General features: G+C 51.2%; 16 protein-coding genes. 8 read left to right on the top strand and 8 right to left on the bottom strand.

The genetic code is table 11. The features are described 5' to 3' along the window. The first annotated feature begins 5 nt into the window (after positions 1 to 5). Positions 6 to 764 carry a DeoR/GlpR family transcriptional regulator gene (locus AC0Z7K_RS09630; protein WP_112167515.1) on the top strand — a complete coding sequence of 253 codons (759 nt, stop codon included), beginning with the start codon at positions 6 to 8 and terminating at the stop codon, positions 762 to 764. A gap of 276 nt (positions 765 to 1040) precedes the next feature. Beyond that, entirely contained in the window at positions 1041 to 2552 is a 1512-nt protein-coding gene (glpD, locus tag AC0Z7K_RS09625) for a glycerol-3-phosphate dehydrogenase (protein WP_485614136.1), read from the top strand. Between the two features lie 68 nt (positions 2553 to 2620). On the opposite strand, the gene gntR is transcribed toward glpD, so the two are convergent. The 5 genes from gntR to AC0Z7K_RS09600 form a co-directional block, all read right to left on the bottom strand. Further along, complete coding sequence (gntR, locus tag AC0Z7K_RS09620; RefSeq protein ID WP_112167513.1) at positions 2621 to 3616, bottom strand: gluconate operon transcriptional repressor GntR; 996 nt, start codon at positions 3614 to 3616, stop codon at positions 2621 to 2623. Positions 3617 to 3721: 105 nt separating this feature from the next. Continuing rightward, on the bottom strand, positions 3722 to 4639 hold the full coding sequence (locus tag AC0Z7K_RS09615) for a LacI family DNA-binding transcriptional regulator (protein ID WP_485614135.1): 918 nt from the start codon (positions 4637 to 4639) through the stop codon (positions 3722 to 3724). Positions 4640 to 4667: 28 nt separating this feature from the next. Then, positions 4668 to 6050 carry a glycoside hydrolase family 1 protein gene (locus tag AC0Z7K_RS09610; protein ID WP_485614133.1) on the bottom strand — a complete coding sequence of 461 codons (1383 nt, stop codon included), beginning with the start codon at positions 6048 to 6050 and terminating at the stop codon, positions 4668 to 4670. Between the two features lie 25 nt (positions 6051 to 6075). Then, positions 6076 to 7404, bottom strand: a complete 1329-nt coding sequence (locus AC0Z7K_RS09605; protein ID WP_213051777.1) for a PTS sugar transporter subunit IIC — start codon at positions 7402 to 7404, stop codon at positions 6076 to 6078. Next, on the bottom strand, positions 7401 to 7724 hold the full coding sequence (locus tag AC0Z7K_RS09600) for a PTS sugar transporter subunit IIB (RefSeq protein WP_112167510.1): 324 nt from the start codon (positions 7722 to 7724) through the stop codon (positions 7401 to 7403). Before AC0Z7K_RS09600 ends, AC0Z7K_RS09605 begins: the two co-directional genes overlap by 4 nt. Before the next feature lie 141 nt (positions 7725 to 7865). Between AC0Z7K_RS09600 and AC0Z7K_RS09595 the strand changes: the two genes are divergently transcribed. Together AC0Z7K_RS09595 and AC0Z7K_RS09590 are read left to right on the top strand one after the other, a co-directional pair. Beyond that, positions 7866 to 8030 carry a hypothetical protein gene (locus tag AC0Z7K_RS09595; RefSeq protein ID WP_485614131.1) on the top strand — a complete coding sequence of 55 codons (165 nt, stop codon included), beginning with the start codon at positions 7866 to 7868 and terminating at the stop codon, positions 8028 to 8030. Positions 8031 to 8127: 97 nt separating this feature from the next. Further along, positions 8128 to 9162 carry an autotransporter outer membrane beta-barrel domain-containing protein gene (locus AC0Z7K_RS09590; RefSeq protein WP_485614129.1) on the top strand — a complete coding sequence of 345 codons (1035 nt, stop codon included), beginning with the start codon at positions 8128 to 8130 and terminating at the stop codon, positions 9160 to 9162. A gap of 48 nt (positions 9163 to 9210) precedes the next feature. Here AC0Z7K_RS09590 and AC0Z7K_RS09585 read toward each other — a convergent pair whose 3' ends face one another. Beyond that, positions 9211 to 9906 (bottom strand): pirin family protein, encoded by a 696-nt coding sequence (locus AC0Z7K_RS09585; RefSeq protein ID WP_413530100.1) that lies wholly within the window; start codon positions 9904 to 9906, stop codon positions 9211 to 9213. 451 nt (positions 9907 to 10357) lie between these two features. On the opposite strand from AC0Z7K_RS09585, the gene AC0Z7K_RS09580 reads away from it, so the two are divergent. Further along, positions 10358 to 10855 (top strand): GNAT family N-acetyltransferase, encoded by a 498-nt coding sequence (locus AC0Z7K_RS09580; protein WP_485614127.1) that lies wholly within the window; start codon positions 10358 to 10360, stop codon positions 10853 to 10855. Positions 10856 to 10883: 28 nt separating this feature from the next. Here AC0Z7K_RS09580 and AC0Z7K_RS09575 read toward each other — a convergent pair whose 3' ends face one another. Next, a complete protein-coding gene (locus AC0Z7K_RS09575; RefSeq protein WP_485614126.1) occupies positions 10884 to 11090 on the bottom strand; it encodes a hypothetical protein in 207 nt (68 codons plus the stop codon). Positions 11091 to 11341: 251 nt separating this feature from the next. Between AC0Z7K_RS09575 and AC0Z7K_RS09570 the strand changes: the two genes are divergently transcribed. The 3 genes from AC0Z7K_RS09570 (at position 11342) to AC0Z7K_RS09560 (ending at position 15718) form a co-directional block, all read left to right on the top strand. Then, positions 11342 to 13588 (top strand): inverse autotransporter beta domain-containing protein, encoded by a 2247-nt coding sequence (locus tag AC0Z7K_RS09570; RefSeq protein ID WP_485614125.1) that lies wholly within the window; start codon positions 11342 to 11344, stop codon positions 13586 to 13588. A gap of 57 nt (positions 13589 to 13645) precedes the next feature. After that, a complete protein-coding gene (locus AC0Z7K_RS09565) occupies positions 13646 to 14518 on the top strand; it encodes a SinI family autotransporter-associated protein (protein ID WP_485614124.1) in 873 nt (290 codons plus the stop codon). 102 nt (positions 14519 to 14620) lie between these two features. Beyond that, a complete protein-coding gene (locus tag AC0Z7K_RS09560) occupies positions 14621 to 15718 on the top strand; it encodes an Ig-like domain-containing protein (protein ID WP_485614123.1) in 1098 nt (365 codons plus the stop codon). A gap of 20 nt (positions 15719 to 15738) precedes the next feature. On the opposite strand, the gene AC0Z7K_RS09555 is transcribed toward AC0Z7K_RS09560, so the two are convergent. Continuing rightward, positions 15739 to 16431: a helix-turn-helix domain-containing protein gene (locus AC0Z7K_RS09555; protein ID WP_485614122.1), complete on the bottom strand. Its 693-nt coding sequence runs from the start codon at positions 16429 to 16431 to the stop codon at positions 15739 to 15741. Between the last annotated feature and the right edge of the window lie 34 nt (positions 16432 to 16465).

The raw sequence follows: 16465 nt of genomic DNA, 5'->3' as shown, positions 1-16465 counted from the left end.
TTCGGGTGAAACAAACACAACGCCATGATGCGATTATCGATTTAGTCCGCCAGCAAGGTTATGTCAGCACCGAAGAGCTGGTCGAGCACTTCGCCGTCAGCCCGCAAACTATTCGCCGGGACCTGAACGATCTGGCTGAACAGAACAAAATCCATCGTCATCACGGCGGCGCTGCGCTGCCGTCGAGTTCGGTGAACGCTGCGTATAACGACCGTAAAGTGATGTGGTCGGAAGCGAAAGCGCGCATCGCCGAACGCGTCGCCAGCCAGATCCCCGACGGTTCGACGCTGTTTATCGATATCGGCACCACGCCGGAAGCCGTGGCGCACGCGCTGCTCAACCATAAAGATCTGCGCATCGTCACCAACAACCTGAACGTGGCGACGCTGTACAGCGCGAAAGATGACTGCCGTCTGTTCCTCGCCGGAGGCGAAGTGCGCGCCCGCGACGGCGGCATCATGGGCGAAGCGACGCTCGACTTTATCTCTCAGTTCCGCCTTGATTACGGCATTCTCGGCATCAGCGGCATTGATATGGATGGCTCACTGCTCGAATTCGATTATCACGAAGCACGAACCAAGCGCGCGATCATCGAAAACTCACGCTGCGTGATGCTGGTCACTGACCATTCCAAGTTCGGACGTAACGCCATGGTAAACCTGGGTAAAATGGATTTGATCCACTATCTGTTTACCGACAAACAACCACCGGACAGCGTGAAGCAAATCATCGACAAGTACGACGTCCAGCTCGAACTCTGCTGATTTACCTGCCCTTTGGAGCGCCAGGCTGGCGCTCCTGCTTTTCCCTCATCCCAATCCCCTGCCCTAAACGAACAATTTCGAAAAATTCCACGCGCGACCACGTTCGGTTTCTTTCCCTTCTCCTCGTTTTGCTCGAAACCGACACAAAAATGTTACCTTCATCACGCATAATTGTTTTTATTTGGTTAACGCTTGGCTTGTTTGTCGAATCTCGATTACAATCATGAGCGAAAACGAACATAAAAGAGCTATTGCGAACATCTGGAGGAAGATGACGTGGAAACCAAAGACTTGATCGTAATTGGTGGCGGTATTAACGGTACCGGCATCGCAACAGATGCAGCTGGCCGCGGGCTGTCTGTACTGCTGCTTGAAGCGCAAGACTTGGCCTGCGCGACCTCTTCGGCCAGTTCTAAATTGATCCACGGTGGCCTGCGCTATCTGGAACATTACGAATTCCGTCTGGTCAGTGAAGCACTGGCCGAACGTGAAGTACTGCTGAAAATGGCACCGCACATCGCTTTCCCGATGCGTTTCCGTTTACCGCATCAGCCGCATCTGCGCCCGGCCTGGATGATCCGCGCCGGTTTGTTCCTGTATGACCATCTGGGCAAACGCACCAGCCTGCCGGCCAGTAAAGGTCTTAAATTCGGCAACGAGTCGGTGCTGAAACCTGAACTGACCAAAGGCTTTGAATACTCAGACTGTTGGGTTGACGATGCGCGCTTAGTCGTGGTTAACGCGCAGGAAGTGGAAGAACGCGGCGGCGAAGTCCGTACCCGCACCCGCGTAACCCGTGCATGGCGCGAAGACGGTTTGTGGATGGTAGAAGCCGAAGATATCGACACCGGTAAAACGTTCACCTGGCGCGCCAAAGGTCTGGTGAACGCCACCGGCCCGTGGGTCAAACATTTCTTCGACGACGGCCTGAAGCTGAAATCGCCGTACGGCATTCGTCTGATCAAAGGCAGTCACATTGTGGTGCCGCGCGCGCACAATCAGCCGCAGGCGTACATTCTGCAAAACGAAGATCACCGCATTGTGTTTGTGATCCCATGGCTGGATGAATTCTCCATTATCGGCACCACAGACGTGGAATATCACGGCGACCCAAAAGACGTGAAGATCGACGACAACGAGATCGGCTATCTGCTGAAGGTGTATAACGATCACTTTAAGAAACAGCTGACCACCGAAGACATCGTCTGGACTTACTCCGGCGTGCGTCCGCTGTGCGATGACGAATCTGATTCACCGCAGGCGGTCACCCGCGATTACACGCTCGACGTTCATGATCTGGACGGCAAAGCGCCGCTGCTTTCCGTGTTCGGCGGCAAGCTGACGACCTACCGTAAACTGGCGGAACATGCGCTGGAAAAACTCGGCAAGTACTACCCGAAGGCCGGTCCGGCGTGGACCAAAACGGCCGTCCTGCCCGGCGGGAAGCTGAATGGCGATCGCGATACCTACAGTGCCAATCTGCGCAGCCGCTTCAAATGGTTGCCGGAATCACTGGCACGCCGCTACGCCCGCACCTACGGCAGCCAGACGGAGCTGTTCTTATCTGACGCCACCAGCATTGAATCGCTCGGCGAAGATTTCGGTCACGGATTCTACGAGGCGGAGCTGCGCTATCTGGTGGAAAAAGAGTGGGTAAGCGAACTCGATGATGCGATCTGGCGTCGCACTAAACTCGGCATGTGGCTCGATAAATCTCAGCAACAGCGCGTTGCCGAGTGGCTGCAAACGCACAAACAGCAGAAGAGACATTTGTCACTGGCGTCGTAATTCCGCCCGCGTCTGAAATCCTGAATCCCCGGCCATTGCGTCGGGGATTTTTTTATCTGCTTTAAAACTCAAATACTCCCGCCCGCCGAAATCGTAAACCCGACGTCCACCATGCGAGGGACGACGTTTTCGCCGCGCAGTCTGGCCAGCAGGCGTTCGGCGGAGATCTGCCCCATTCTTTCGCGCGGCGTCAGGACGCTGGCGAGCGGCGGTTCCATCGCTTGTCCCATGTTGTGGCCGTGGAAACCGGCAATTGCCATTTGTGACGGAATACGCAGCCCCTGACGCTGGCATTCGAAGAATGCGCCTGCCGCAAGGTCATCGTTGGTGCAGAAAATACTGTCGATTTGCGGCCAGTCTTTTTGCGCCTGACGCAATAATTCCGCGCCCGCACTGTAGCTTGAGGAACGGCTGGTCATCACGCTGTACGGCTCAAGACCGGATTCGCGCATCGCCTGTTCGTAGCCCTGCTGTTTGATGATCGTACGTTCATCCTGACGTGCGCCGAAATAGACCACGTGACGATGCCCGCGCGCGATGATTTGCTGCGTCATCTGCCGGGCGGCTTCAAAGTTATTAAATCCGACCGCCAGATCGACACACGGTGAGACACAGTCCATCATCTCCACCACCGGAATACCGGCAACTTCGATCATTTTCAGCGTACGCGCGGTGTGATGGCGTTCGGACAAAATCAGCCCGTCGATATTGTAGGAAAGCAGCGACGTCAGCCGCTGTTCTTCGCGTTCCTGGCTGTAGCCGTAGTGCGCCAGCATGGTCTGATAGCCGTGAATATCGGTGACGCTTTCAATACCGCGCAGCACTTCGGCGAACACCTGATTGGTCAGCGACGGCAACAACACGCCGATGGCGCGGCTTTTGGCGTTAGAGAGAATGTCCGGGGCACGGTTGGGGATGTACCCCAGCTCATCAAGCGCCGCCGAAATCTTTTCCTGCAATGCGCCGGAAACCTGTTCGGGATTGCGCAAATACCGGCTGACCGTCATTTTGGTGACGCCCACTTTATCGGCAACATCCTGGAGTACGGGTCTTTTTTTCTTCATAACAGTCAATGAGATGCGGCCGGTGAAAGTGTGAGGGATCTGGCGGTCATGTTAGCAAACATTCGCGCAGGCGGGTATCCGTTGCTGCGCGACATGCGAGGTCGCTCAGGCCGGTAAGCAGAGCTGGCCGCGCACCGGTTCGCCGGTGTTCGCTGAGAATTGTCCGGCCAGCAGTGCCATCGCCCGTTGCGCCAGCGTTTCCAGCGGCCAGGCGATCGCCGGAACCGCAGACGCGCCCGGCGGCAGCGTGCTGTCGAGGCTGAAGACCATCACCGCCTGCGGCACGTTACGCCCAAGCAGTGCGAGCTGACGCAGGGCGTCCTTCGCGGTGGCATCGTCCGGCACCAGCAGCGCGTTGAACGGCACATTTTGCGACAGCAACTGCGCCAGCGCCTGTTCGCCGCTGTGCACCAGCCGCCGGTCGTAAGGCAGTAAAAACTTCTCCAGCGCCAGATGATAACCCTGAAGGATTTGCCCCGCTGCGTCGCTGTTTTCGTAGTTTATCAGCGCAATTTGCCTGCGCCCCTGCTGTAACACGTACTGGCAGGCGGTTTCTGTGGCGAAGCTGCGGTCAAAATGAATGCTGCGACCGGAGTCTGCATCCAGACAATCAATGGTGATGACGTTGTCAGGCAGCGCCGGCAGGGTAAAGCGCGCGCCGATCACAATCATCGCGTCGCACAGACCGCGCCCAATCTCATCGACGGAATGCGCGAGGCTGGCGGCGTCGGTGGCGAATCTGAGCAGCAAATATTTATGATTCAGCCGCAGTTCTTTTTCCAGCGCATGCAGGTAGCCGGTGCTCTGGTTGATGTTTTCCGCCGCGCAAATCACGCCGATGCAGCCCGTAGACTGCGTCGACAGCGACTGCGCGATCATGCTCGGTTTGTATTGCAGCGCTTCCACCGCCTGCATCACGGCCAGGCGGCTCTCCTCTTTCACTCCGCGGCTGCCACTCAGGACACGGGAAACCGTCGCTTTCGACACGTTAGCCAGCCGCGAAACGTCGTTAATGTTTGCCATGTCGTTCCTTGTTTAACCGCGTTATCTGTTAGTCAAAACCGTGTTCGGCAGAGACTTTCGCAAACCACTCGCCGCTTTTTTTCACCGTGCGTTTCTGCGTCTTGAGATCCAGCTGAACAAAACCATAACGGTTTTTGTACGCATTCATCCATGACCAGCAATCGATAAACGTCCACATATGATATCCGAGACAGCCACTGCCTTCCTGCAACGCACGATGCAGCCATTTGAGATGCCCGCTGACGAACTCAATGCGATAATCATCATCGATCCGCCCGTCCTTCTCAAAACGCAGCTCGTGTTCCACGCCCATGCCGTTTTCAGAAATAAAACAACGCGGATTGCCGTAGTTTTCACGCAGGTTGGTCAGAATATCGTAGATGCCCTGCTCGTAGATTTCCCAGCCACGGTGCGGGTTCATCTTACGCCCCGGCATGACGTAGTTGTCAAAGAACCATTCCGGCATGAACGGACTTTCGGGATTCACCATACTGTCACGACACTGAATACGGCGCGGCTGGTAATAGTTGATGCCGAGTAAATCGACCACGCCCTGTTGCAGCAACGCTTTGTCGCCTTCCTGACAGGCCGGAAGCTGATCGTGTTTTTTCAGCAACTCCACCAGCTCCTGCGGATATTCACCGCGCAGCGCCGGATCGAGGAAGCTGCGGTTAAACATCAGATCGGCAATATTCGCGGCTTTGAGATCCGCCGGGTTCTGCGAGCGCGGATATGACGGCGTGAGGTTAAGGATAATACCGATTTCGCCGCCCTGCTGACGGGCGCGATAGGCTTTTACCGCCAGCGAATGCGCCAGCATAGTGTGATAAGCCACGGGCGCTGCACGTTTAAAATCCACCACATTCGGATAGTGGAAATCATACAGATAGCCGCCTTCCACCGGCACCACCGGCTCGTTGAAGGTAAACCAGTGTTTTACACGGTCGCCGAACAGCTCAAAGCAGGTATCGGCATACTTTTCATAGGCGTGAACCACCTCGCGGTTTTCCCAGCCACCGATTTCCTGCATCGCCATCGGCATGTCGAAATGGAACAGGTTGATGAATGGCTGCACACCCTGCGCCAGCATTTCGTCGATCACCTGATTGTAGAAAGTGACCGCTTCCGGGTTTACATCGCCCCGCCCGTTGGGGATCAGGCGCGCCCACGAAATCGAGGTGCGGAATGTGTTGTGGTTCAGCTGCCTGAGCAGCGCGATATCCTCGCGCCAGTTTTTGTAAAACGTCGATGTGTCCTGCGGCCCGACGTCGCCGTGAAAACGCGTCGGTTGCTGCGAATACCAGTGATCCCAGACCGTGGCGCTTTTGCCGTGGCTGAGGGTTTCCCCTTCAGTTTGCGGCGCTGAGCTGGCACTGCCCCACCAGAATTCTTTTGGAAATTGATATTTCATCGTCATCCTCGCTGTCCGTTAGCTTTTAGCTGTTTGCTGGCACGGCGTTACCCGCCGTTTGTGTTGTGGCCTTTTCCGCTTCCTGTTTCAGCAGCGTACGTTCGTAGGCTTTCAGGAACGGGTAATACATAACTGCCGATAACACCATACAGAAAAGACACATAATTACCGGGCTGAACGCCCAATTTGCGGCCCATGACGCACCAATTGGCGCAGGCGTCGTCCAGGGCGTGAGCGACACCACCTGCGCGACCCAGCCGAGTTTGGTGGCGGTATAGGCGAAGACGGCGTTGAGCATCGGTACCAGCGTGAACGGCAGGAAAAACACCGGATTCATGATAATCGGCGTACCGAAAAGAATCGGTTCGTTAATGTTAAAGAAGCTCGGCACCACGCCCATTTTACCGATGGTGCGCAGATGCACGGCCTTGCTGCACAGCAGTAAAATCGCCAGCGGCAGGGTCGAGCCGACGCCACCAATCAGCAAATAGTGATCCCAGAAACCTTGCAGATAAATGTGCGGCAGCGGTGCGCCAGCCTGTAAGGCGGTCTGGTTGAGCGCCAGATTGGTCATCCAGAACGGATTCATGATGCCGGTGACGATCAGTGCGCCGTGAATACCGGCGAACCACAGCACCTGACAGATAAACACCGAAATCAAAATCGCAGGCAGGGAATCCGATGCGGAAACCAGCGGTGCCAGCAGATGCATGATGGCTTCAGGAATGATCATGCCGGTGGTGGACTGAATAAACAGGTTCAGCGGATGCAGCGTGGCGACAATCACAATCACCGGGATCAGAATTTCAAAAGAGCGCGCCACGCCGGTCGGGACTTCTTTCGGCAGGCGAATGGTGATGTTGCGACGCTTGAGCAGCGCATACACTTCGGCGGCATAAATGGCGGTCAGGATGGCGGTGAAAATACCTTCGCCTGAGAAATACTGGGTGGAGATTTGTTTGTCATGATACGGCGCTGCGACCAGCAGAAAGGCCATAAACGCCAGCAAACCGGTCATGATCGGGTCGAGTTTATAATGCTTACCGAGGCTCGCACCGATACCGACCGAGATGAAAAACGTCATCACGCCCATGCTCAGATACCACGGCAGCATCAGCTGTTCGCGGTATTTTAGCGACAGATCCAGCCAGCCACGGGCGAAACTGTTGGTGGTGTCCGGCGAAAAAGGCGGGAAAATAAACACCAGCATGAAGGAGCCAATGATCATAAACGGCAGCGCGGCGATAAAACCGTCGCGGATCGCAATCACATGCCGTTGCTGGCCGACGCTACCGGCCAGCGGCGTAATGTGCTTTTCGATGACGTTGACCATCGCCTGGTAGAGACCACTCATACGCGGCTTCCTTCCTGTGCAATCAGCCCGTAAGCGAAGTCCAGCACGTTATCGCCGCGCTGCATGCCGTAATCCATCATGTTGATGGTTTCGACCGGAATATTGAATTCAGCCGCCCTGGCGGATAAGTCGGCCTGCATGTAACGCACCTGCGGCCCGAGGAGCACCACCTGATAATCACGGAATTTCTCGTCAAACTCGCTGGCCCCGAACGCTTCGATCTGCACTTCCTCACCGCGTTCTGCCGCGACCTCTTTCATTTTGCGAACTAACAAACTGGTCGACATACCTGCCGAACAACAAAGCATGATTCTTTTCATTTTGCTTTTCTCCCAGATGATAAATGTTCTGCCCGTTTTCTCTTGCTGAGGGTATTTGAGTCTCTTTGGAAACCGGTTTCCATGAGTGAAATAGCGGAATGAGAGCGTGCTCATAAAATCGGGACTGGTTCGTATCAGGCTGTGAAAAGCGTCACGAAGTTGAATAAATTGTCAGCAGCTTTTGGGATAAAGGACTATGTCGCCGTGGTGTATTTTGTTTTTTTTAATGAAAACTGGCGTGAAATCATGCCTGTTTTAGCTGCCCTAAAAAACCTCACGTTGGCCTGTGAGCGCCGTGCTGCCTGACATTTTCCTCTCTGATGCAGTGTGATTAGTCTTGCGCAAAAAAACACCTATATTAGCCGCCTTACTTACTCACCCCGGGACACAGGCAGAAATACTCATGGCTATTTCAGGCAGGATCAAAACCCTCGCAGCTTTCGCGTTATTGTTCTTAACGGCCAGAACGCTCAGCTTCGCTTTGCATGAAAGTACTGCGACAGCGGCTGACCCGGCGCCCGCTGAAAATGCCTATGTGACCGCGCCCTACCTCAACCGCGAATACGGCTTCAAAACGGTGGGAACCTACCTCGAACGGGAGAGTAATGCCCCGAAAAACCGCGAAAATGGCACCTGGGGTTTGCTGAGCGGCAGCCATAATGCGGATACCTACGATACAGCCCATCGCGCCTCAAACATCTGGTTCGCGCAGATCGGTAAAGATCTCTATCAGGAGGAACGATCGGGCGGCGGGCATCGTCGTGCCGGGGTGATCGCCACGCTTGGCAATCAGACCACCGACACCAAAGACAGCGCGCTGCGACTGGTCGGGCAGGCGCTCAGCACGGGGAATATTTCGACGGCCTCTCTCGGCATCGGAGGGTATTACAGCGCGACAACCTCGCACGGTGCTTATCTGAACATCGTTAATCAGAACACGTTTTATCGCGAGGATTTATCCACCCGTCTGAATGCCGCACAAACCGGGTACGGCTCGACGCTTTCCGCTGAGATCGGTAAACCCTTCAGGCTGGGCGAAAACTGGGCAATCGAACCGCAGGCGCAGTTTATCGCGCAGCATTTGCATATGAATTCGTTCGATACCGATAACAGTCACGTCAAAACGATCCGCCAGAACAATGGTCAGGTACGCGGCGGTCTGCGTCTTTTCCGCCATGCGCAACAGGATATCAAGACGCTGACGCCCTATTTCCATATCGATATGGTGAGCAACATCGGTGATAAATCGGCGGTGACAGTGAATGCGGTGGAAATTGAGCCGCCAGCCACAGAACGCTGGATGCAGGACGGCATCGGTCTGACAGCGAATCTGTCAAAGCGTGTGGCGTTTTTCAGCGATATCACGCATTACCGCAATTTAAGCTTGCCGGGCATGGGGTATGAGGGGCAACTGGGGATTAACGTCAGCTTCAGATAACCGACGTAAAAAAGGCGACCGGAGTCGCCTTTCGCTTTTACTCTATTTTCAGACCGGTGGCAGGTCAAACAGCAGTATTTCACTGTCTTCATCGGCATGAACGGACAGCGCCGTTTCATCCCAGATGGCCAGCGCATCGCTCGGCCCGGCTTTCTGACCGTTGATCGACACGGTGCCTTTCACCACCTGGATCCACACGCGACGTTCTGCCTGCACCGTATACACAGACTGTTCGTCTTTTTTTAGCGCCCAGCGGGACAGCTCCATATCCTGGAACACTTTCAACGAACCTTCGCGGGCATCCGGCGAAAGTACCAGCTGGCGGCCTTGTGGCGCGTCGAACATACGCTGTTCGTAACGCGGTTCCAGACCTTTTTTGTCAGGAATGATCCAGATCTGATACAGATGCAATTTACGATCTTTGTTGCCGTTGTACTCGGAGTGGGTCACACCGGTACCGGCACTCATTATCTGGAATTCACCCGCCTGAATCTGCTCTTTGTTGCCCATGCTGTCCTGATGTTCCACGGTGCCTTCGAGCACGTAGGTCAGGATTTCCATGTCTTTGTGCGGATGTTTACCAAACCCTTGCCCTTCGTCGATGAAGTCTTCATTGATAACCCGCAGTGCGGAGAAGCCCATGAAGTTCGCATCATAGTAATCGGCGAAAGAAAACGTGTGCCAGCTTTCCAGCCAACCGTGACTTGCGTGACCGCGTTCTTGTGCTTTGCGTAAGTAGATCATGTTCAACTCTCCTCAATGTTTTCTCTAGTCTAGTCAACGGCCGGGAATAAGAAAGCGTAAAAATCTCACTCCTCTGTTCAAAAAATATGAATAAATGCAGGTGACTCAATCCAAAGGATTTAAGGAAAAGTTTGATAGAGAAGAGAGTAATGCAGGTTCCCCAAAATAGTTTGAGTTGTGGGAAGGCGGCAAGCAAGGGGAAAAAAGGATAAAAAAAAGCCAGCACCCGGCTGGCTAAATAATACTGGAAGCAATGTGAGCAATGTCGTGCGTTCGTGGGGACCCGTTTGACCTTGGTGTGAGGCCATCCCCGGAACGCATGGCAATAATAATCATTATCATTCGCACTTGTAAAGCATTATTTTTAATCACGCGCAGGATTGACACTTTTTCATTTCCTGATAAATCTAGAGGATATTCAAACAGTAACCACAATAAAAGGAGTGCCGCTATGAGCGAAATCGTAATCCGCCACGCAGAAACCACGGACGCAGAAGCGCTTCAACACCTATACGCTCAGGTTCCTGTGTACAGCGACACCCTCCAGCTCCCCTATCCGCCTGCCACCCTATGGGAAGGGCGTCTGGCCAATCCGTCACCAAACCGCTTCGCGCTGGTGGCTTGTATCGACGGCAAACTGGTGGGAAATCTGACGCTGATTGTTGAAGAGCCGTGGCGACGTCGCCACGTGGCTACGTTCGGCATCGGCGTAGACACCGGCTTTCAGGGAAGAGGCGTGGGCAGCAAACTGGTCGCAGCCGCACTGGACCTGTGCGACAAATGGCTGCATATAAAACGCGTCGAGCTGACGGTATACGCCGATAACGAATCGGCGATCGCGCTGTATAAGAAGTTTGGTTTCAGCGTTGAAGGGCTCAGCCCATGCTATGCGCTGCGTGACGGCGAATACGTCGACACTCTGCACATGGGCCGTATCCGTTCCAATTAATCCGATCTGACAGAAGCGCCGGGCCGAGCTAAATCACATCAATCCCCGCCTGCACCCTCAGAATTCCCGCCACAGCCCGGTCACTCCGGGCGATAAATCCAAAATATCGAACAGGTTGCCAGCGCGCTGCCGATGGCCAGATAGCTGGCAAAGCGAACACCAGAATGGTGAGAATTCGCACCGCAATTTTCGATGAGCTGGCAGGAGCCATATCTGTCAGCGCGGGAACAGGCATGGCATGTCCTGTTTTGGACATACAAAATATCAATCAATAAGGGTATCATTCATTCGTCGAATAGATGATTAGGAAATGAAGTTTATTATTTATATGACACCTCCGCGCCAGAGAATACCTATTTAAAAGTTAAAATCTGTTTTTATAAAAAATCACCAGACATAGGAATTAAACGAAAAGACAATATAAATCACTACTGTATTAGTTTATTAACTAATGACATTTTAAACTTAATGATATGAATTTCTAGAATGAAAAAACATACGCCATTTAAAAATACAAAAGTCATTCTTTTTATTTTGATGAGCTTTCCTGTCTGCGCACATGAAGGTCTCATCCTTCCGTCGCTGGGTAGTCAGGATGTATTTTCAGAAAAAACACCCGCCGGAAATAAAGATAACGAGCAAGCAATATTGGGAAGTAAATCTGCACAAATTTTAACGAATGAAGCGCAGCAAGGCTTCCAAAACCTCACGGTAGAGGGGGCTAAAAATCAAATATACCAGTACGGTAAAGGTGTGGCGACGCAGGCAGCACAGTCGCAGGTGGAAAAAATTCTTTCGCCTTACGGTCATGTAAAAACCACTTTGAATCTGAGTGACAATGGAAACCTTGATGGGTCATCACTCGATTATTTACTCCCCTGGTATGCGGGTGAAAGCACATTAATCTTTAATCAATTTTCAACACACAGCAAAGATAGGCGTAATATTGCCAACCTGGGTACAGGTGTTCGTTATAACATTAATAAAGACTGGCTGGTGGGCATGAATGCTTTTTATGACTACGATATCAGCCGGGGTCATCGCCGGGGAAGTATTGGTTCTGAAGTCTGGACTAACTACTTAAAACTTAGCGGTAACTATTATATTCCGCTCTCAGATTGGAAAGCCTCAAAAGATTTAGATAATTACGAAGAGCGCCCCGCCAGCGGCTGGGATATCCGTCTCCAGACTTATCTGCCAGCTTATCCGCAATTAGGAACATCCCTGGTTTATGAGCAATATTATGGCGATCAGGTTGCACTTTTCGGTAGCGATAATCTCGAAGAGGATCCTTCCTCTGTCGAGTTAGGCGTGGACTACACACCGGTTCCGTTAATCACTCTGGGCGCGAGTTATAAGCAGGGTAATTCAGGAATAAATGAAATTACGGCCAATATGTCGGTGGATTACCATATCGGAACCCCGATGGCCAAACAGCTCGATCCTTCAGCGGTCACAGATATGCGTACTCTGGCTGGCAGCCGTATGGATTTTGTCGATCGCAATAACGATATCGTTCTGGAATATCGTGAAGTGAAAGATCTCGATATTGACGTGTACCTCAAACCGTCAGGTACTGCACCGCAATGTATTATCGCGGATGACCCTGATGAAGCGCAGGCCTATGAAGGATGCCACTGGACATTAAATGCGGACATTAAATCTCACCGCAAAATCGTCTCAGCGAGCTGGGTTCCTGTTGGCGGATATTCTGCAGAGCACACGCTGGGCTTACCGGCACTGTCGCCGGCGTCCAATATCAGTACCGGACAAAATAATCACTGGACGCTGACATTCCCGGCGTGGGTAAATTCGACCGCGGCCAATGCAAATCAATACCAACTTGCCGTAACGTTCAGCGATGATAAAGGGGATACTAAACAGTCTAACATCGTCAAAATTAAAGTCGCCGAAGCGCCGGTTAATTATAGTCTTGCGATAGCGAACTCTGCCGAAAGCGATAAGGCAATGAAGATTATGGCCAATGGCCGTGACACCGCAGATCTGGTCACCAGCGGCGCAAAAGTTTCCGGCTTGCAGGGCGAAACAACGACCCTGTCCCCGGAAAATATGGACATGAAATTTCATGCTTATCATGTTACGGATAAGAACCACGAACACGAAATTACTATTCATTCATCAAAAGATGACTGCAATAAGACGACCGGTTGTCTTTATTATGTGAAGTCTCAGGATCAAGGCAAAGCTACCGTTGCCAGCACAATGGCCGGGACATATTCCTTTATTGCGACGCCGTCCAATAAAGATACTGATAAAACCAATGCGGTTGTCGTTGATTTTAATGCCGGTAATAAAGAAATTGTCACCGCGATTGTTGATACCAGCAATCCGACAATAAACCTGACCGAAACAAAGAATAATCAGTTGCTATTAGGCCATGAATATCAATTTAAGGTGGCTTATGACAGTAACAGAAATGGTAAATGGGATGCGTCAGACAGAGAAACAATTTCTGATACAAACCCTACACCTATTATTTCCCTGGTTAACTATCAATGGTTATTTGATGGAATTAACCAACAAGGTGAAAAAGGTGGCAAGGCCAACAGTGATACCGATAACCATAATTTAACCCTTCCTGCAACGAATGCGCAGGCGGCACAAGTATTAGCATCGGCAGGAAGTAGCGGTCTTCAGGGATTGGAATTAAAAGTCAGTTTTGATATCTCCGATGCAGGTTCAAAACAACTGAAAGAACTCTCTGCCAAATAAATATGGCGACAGATTTTAATCTATTAACTTTATACAAACTTACAGAGTGATATTTATATGAAACGATTTAATAAAACCCTTCTTGCCAGCCTGTTACTTGTCGGCTGTTCCCATGTTGCTATGGCAGATATGACCGAATCTGCAGGTAAAGTAATCGGGACAGTACCGGTATTAAAAGGAACAGAAGCCGGTTCCGCCGCACACAGTGTTTCCTTCAGCAACGGACATGAAAGTGGTTCCACTGAAGCGATGTCGCCGGGTGATAAAATCACGCTCAATTATATTTTTACCGATGCGGAAGGTGATACAGACGGCAGTAAAACCACCATTAAATGGTTTACGACCAGCGACGGGAAAGGCGCGGATAAAGTAGCAATATCTAACGACGGTAAAGATTCCTACACACTGCAAGAAACCGATGCGGGCCGTTATCTGGGCGCTGAAATTGAGGAACAAACGTCCACCGGTACACCTGCCTTGGGTCAGAAAATCATGATTGAAGACGTCAGTACCAACACGACGACCGATGGTATTCCATCCGGTCCGGTAGTCGGCGGCACTATTGGTGTAATGATTGCCGATTCAACAGCGCCAACCGTCAACCTGATTGGCAAGGCGAACAGCGAATTGCTGGTCGGACACACTTATCAGTTCAAAGCCTGGTATGACGTCAATAACAACCACATTTGGGATGCTGGCGAGCTTGAAGCAACGGATAACTATACCTACAAATGGGCCTTTGAAGGCACCAGTGCCACCACAGGTACAACGGGTGGTTACGCAGTTTCTTCAACAAATAATAAAGATCTGGTTATTCCTGCAACCAATGCTCAGGCATCAAGCATCTTCGCCACTGCGGGCGCAGACGGTGTTCAGGGCTACAGCCTGAAAGTGGATTACGCACCAAAACTGAAGGCGGTGAAAAAATAAAATCCGCTGAAGAAAACAGTCTGTTTTTCTCAGCCATTAATAACTCAAAAATTGGGCACTCCGGTGCCCAGTTTTTACATCCTCTGCTATTAACAGGATGAAATGATGATACTAAAATTATTCAAGCGTTCAGCATTGTCTTTATTGATTTTTATCTCTCTTAATCCGCTTTGTCATGCAGATCAGGGAGAGACGGACAGCGGCTATTTATCGACCCCCTCTGCCGGTACTCTCAAAGGCACCCCCCCGGTGATTCAAAATGCAAAAGGAAATAAGGGGAAAGTTGATTTCACTAAAATCAGCGAACACAGTGACAGCGATGAACTCGACGAAGGCGACGTCGTCACATTAGCGTGGCAATTACAGGATAATGAAGGTGATGCGGACAACACTTTAGCTTCCATCGTCTGGACCTGTGACCATCCGACAAAAGGCACGCGCGTATTAGCGACACAAGTTAACAGTTATACCATCTCATCTGCCGATTACGGCTGTAATATAGGCGTATCCATGCAACCTCAGACAGCCACGGGTATTCCGCAAATGGGTGATTTATTGTCCGTATCCGATATCAGTGCCAATGCAGACACAGATAATATTATCGAAGGACCGGTAAATCCGCACTCCATTAACTTCACAGACTATATTGTTGCGCCTGGAACCACTCAAAGTGAAACCGTCGCCGCGAACGTTATATTGCATACCGGCTTTGCAGGTGCAAAAGTGCAGCTGCAAACGGATAACCCTGATTCGCAGATCATTTGGGCAAGTAGCAATCAAAACGTGGCTACCGTGACACAGGACGGCGTGGTGACTTTCCTCAAAAAAGGTCCGGTCACGATTCAGGCCAGAAATGATAAAGCGATAGCTCGTATAAAATTTGATCCGAAAGAATTCTTTATATTCAACCCCGTTAATATGGACTGGCAGGATGCGAAAGACTGGTGTGAAGCGCAAGGTTATATTATGCCGCCTTCGAATCAGTTATCGACAGAAACGAATTTACGTCAAATACCCTCGGATGCAATATGGCAGGAATGGGGAAATGTTAGTCAGCAAGGCATCGTAATGGGGAGCAGTGTCGTATGGTCCTCAACCGAATGGGCGACCGCAAAAAATGCCTATTATCTCTATTTCTCTGATGGTCATATCACTTCAAACAGTGAAACGACTAAAGAAGGTGTTATCTGCGTGGAATAGACACATCAACGGCATGCTTCTTAATAGTCTTTTGGGAACTTTTTTAGAATGCTAATTAATTTCCCATGTTCTATACTGATATATCCCCCCTGACGCAGGTCAGCCAGGATTTTCATAACCCCACTGCGGGCAAGATGTGTGTACTCATAGATATAATTATAAACACTCTGGTTATTTCTTTCTTCTTTAGGAAGTTCCTGTAATTCCAAGAGTAAAGAGCAGATCATTTCATAGGCAGACTTACCTATCAATGAATTATCCCGATAGGCCTGATGGTCATTGAAATAAATCTGATAAGTCAACATTTCCTGCAACAGATGGTGTTCTGTGATGAGCGCGATCGCACGTGACAGCGGCAACGATTCAAGTTTGGCCGTTTTGTCATATTTGAATTCATAAAGGTCGTAGCGGAAGGGTGATCCCTGCATACCAAAAATGCTGGGCGCTGCGGCCTTTGCAAATCGCAATTTATCGGTTTTACGGTAGACAGTAATGCTGCCTTCTGTGACCAGAATAACCTGCATCTCCCCCCCTTCCTTCTTGAAGCTAAACACCCTGTCTACGCTCCCGGCTTCAACGGGCGAAGATTCCGTCTGGAAGACCCGGAAGAGCTTCTTAATTTCTTCTATTGGTTTGAGCATCGGACGATGCTTTTGAGTGTCTGAGTGGGAGTTCATTTCAATGTGTGTTCCCTGAAACAATAAGTAATACATAGACTATAGCTCTGTGAGACAAAATAGGAAGGAA

Source organism: Rahnella sp. 1L-D-7-B-C2 (genome assembly GCF_057290995.1).
This window is presented reverse-complemented; position numbering and strand designations above follow the sequence as displayed.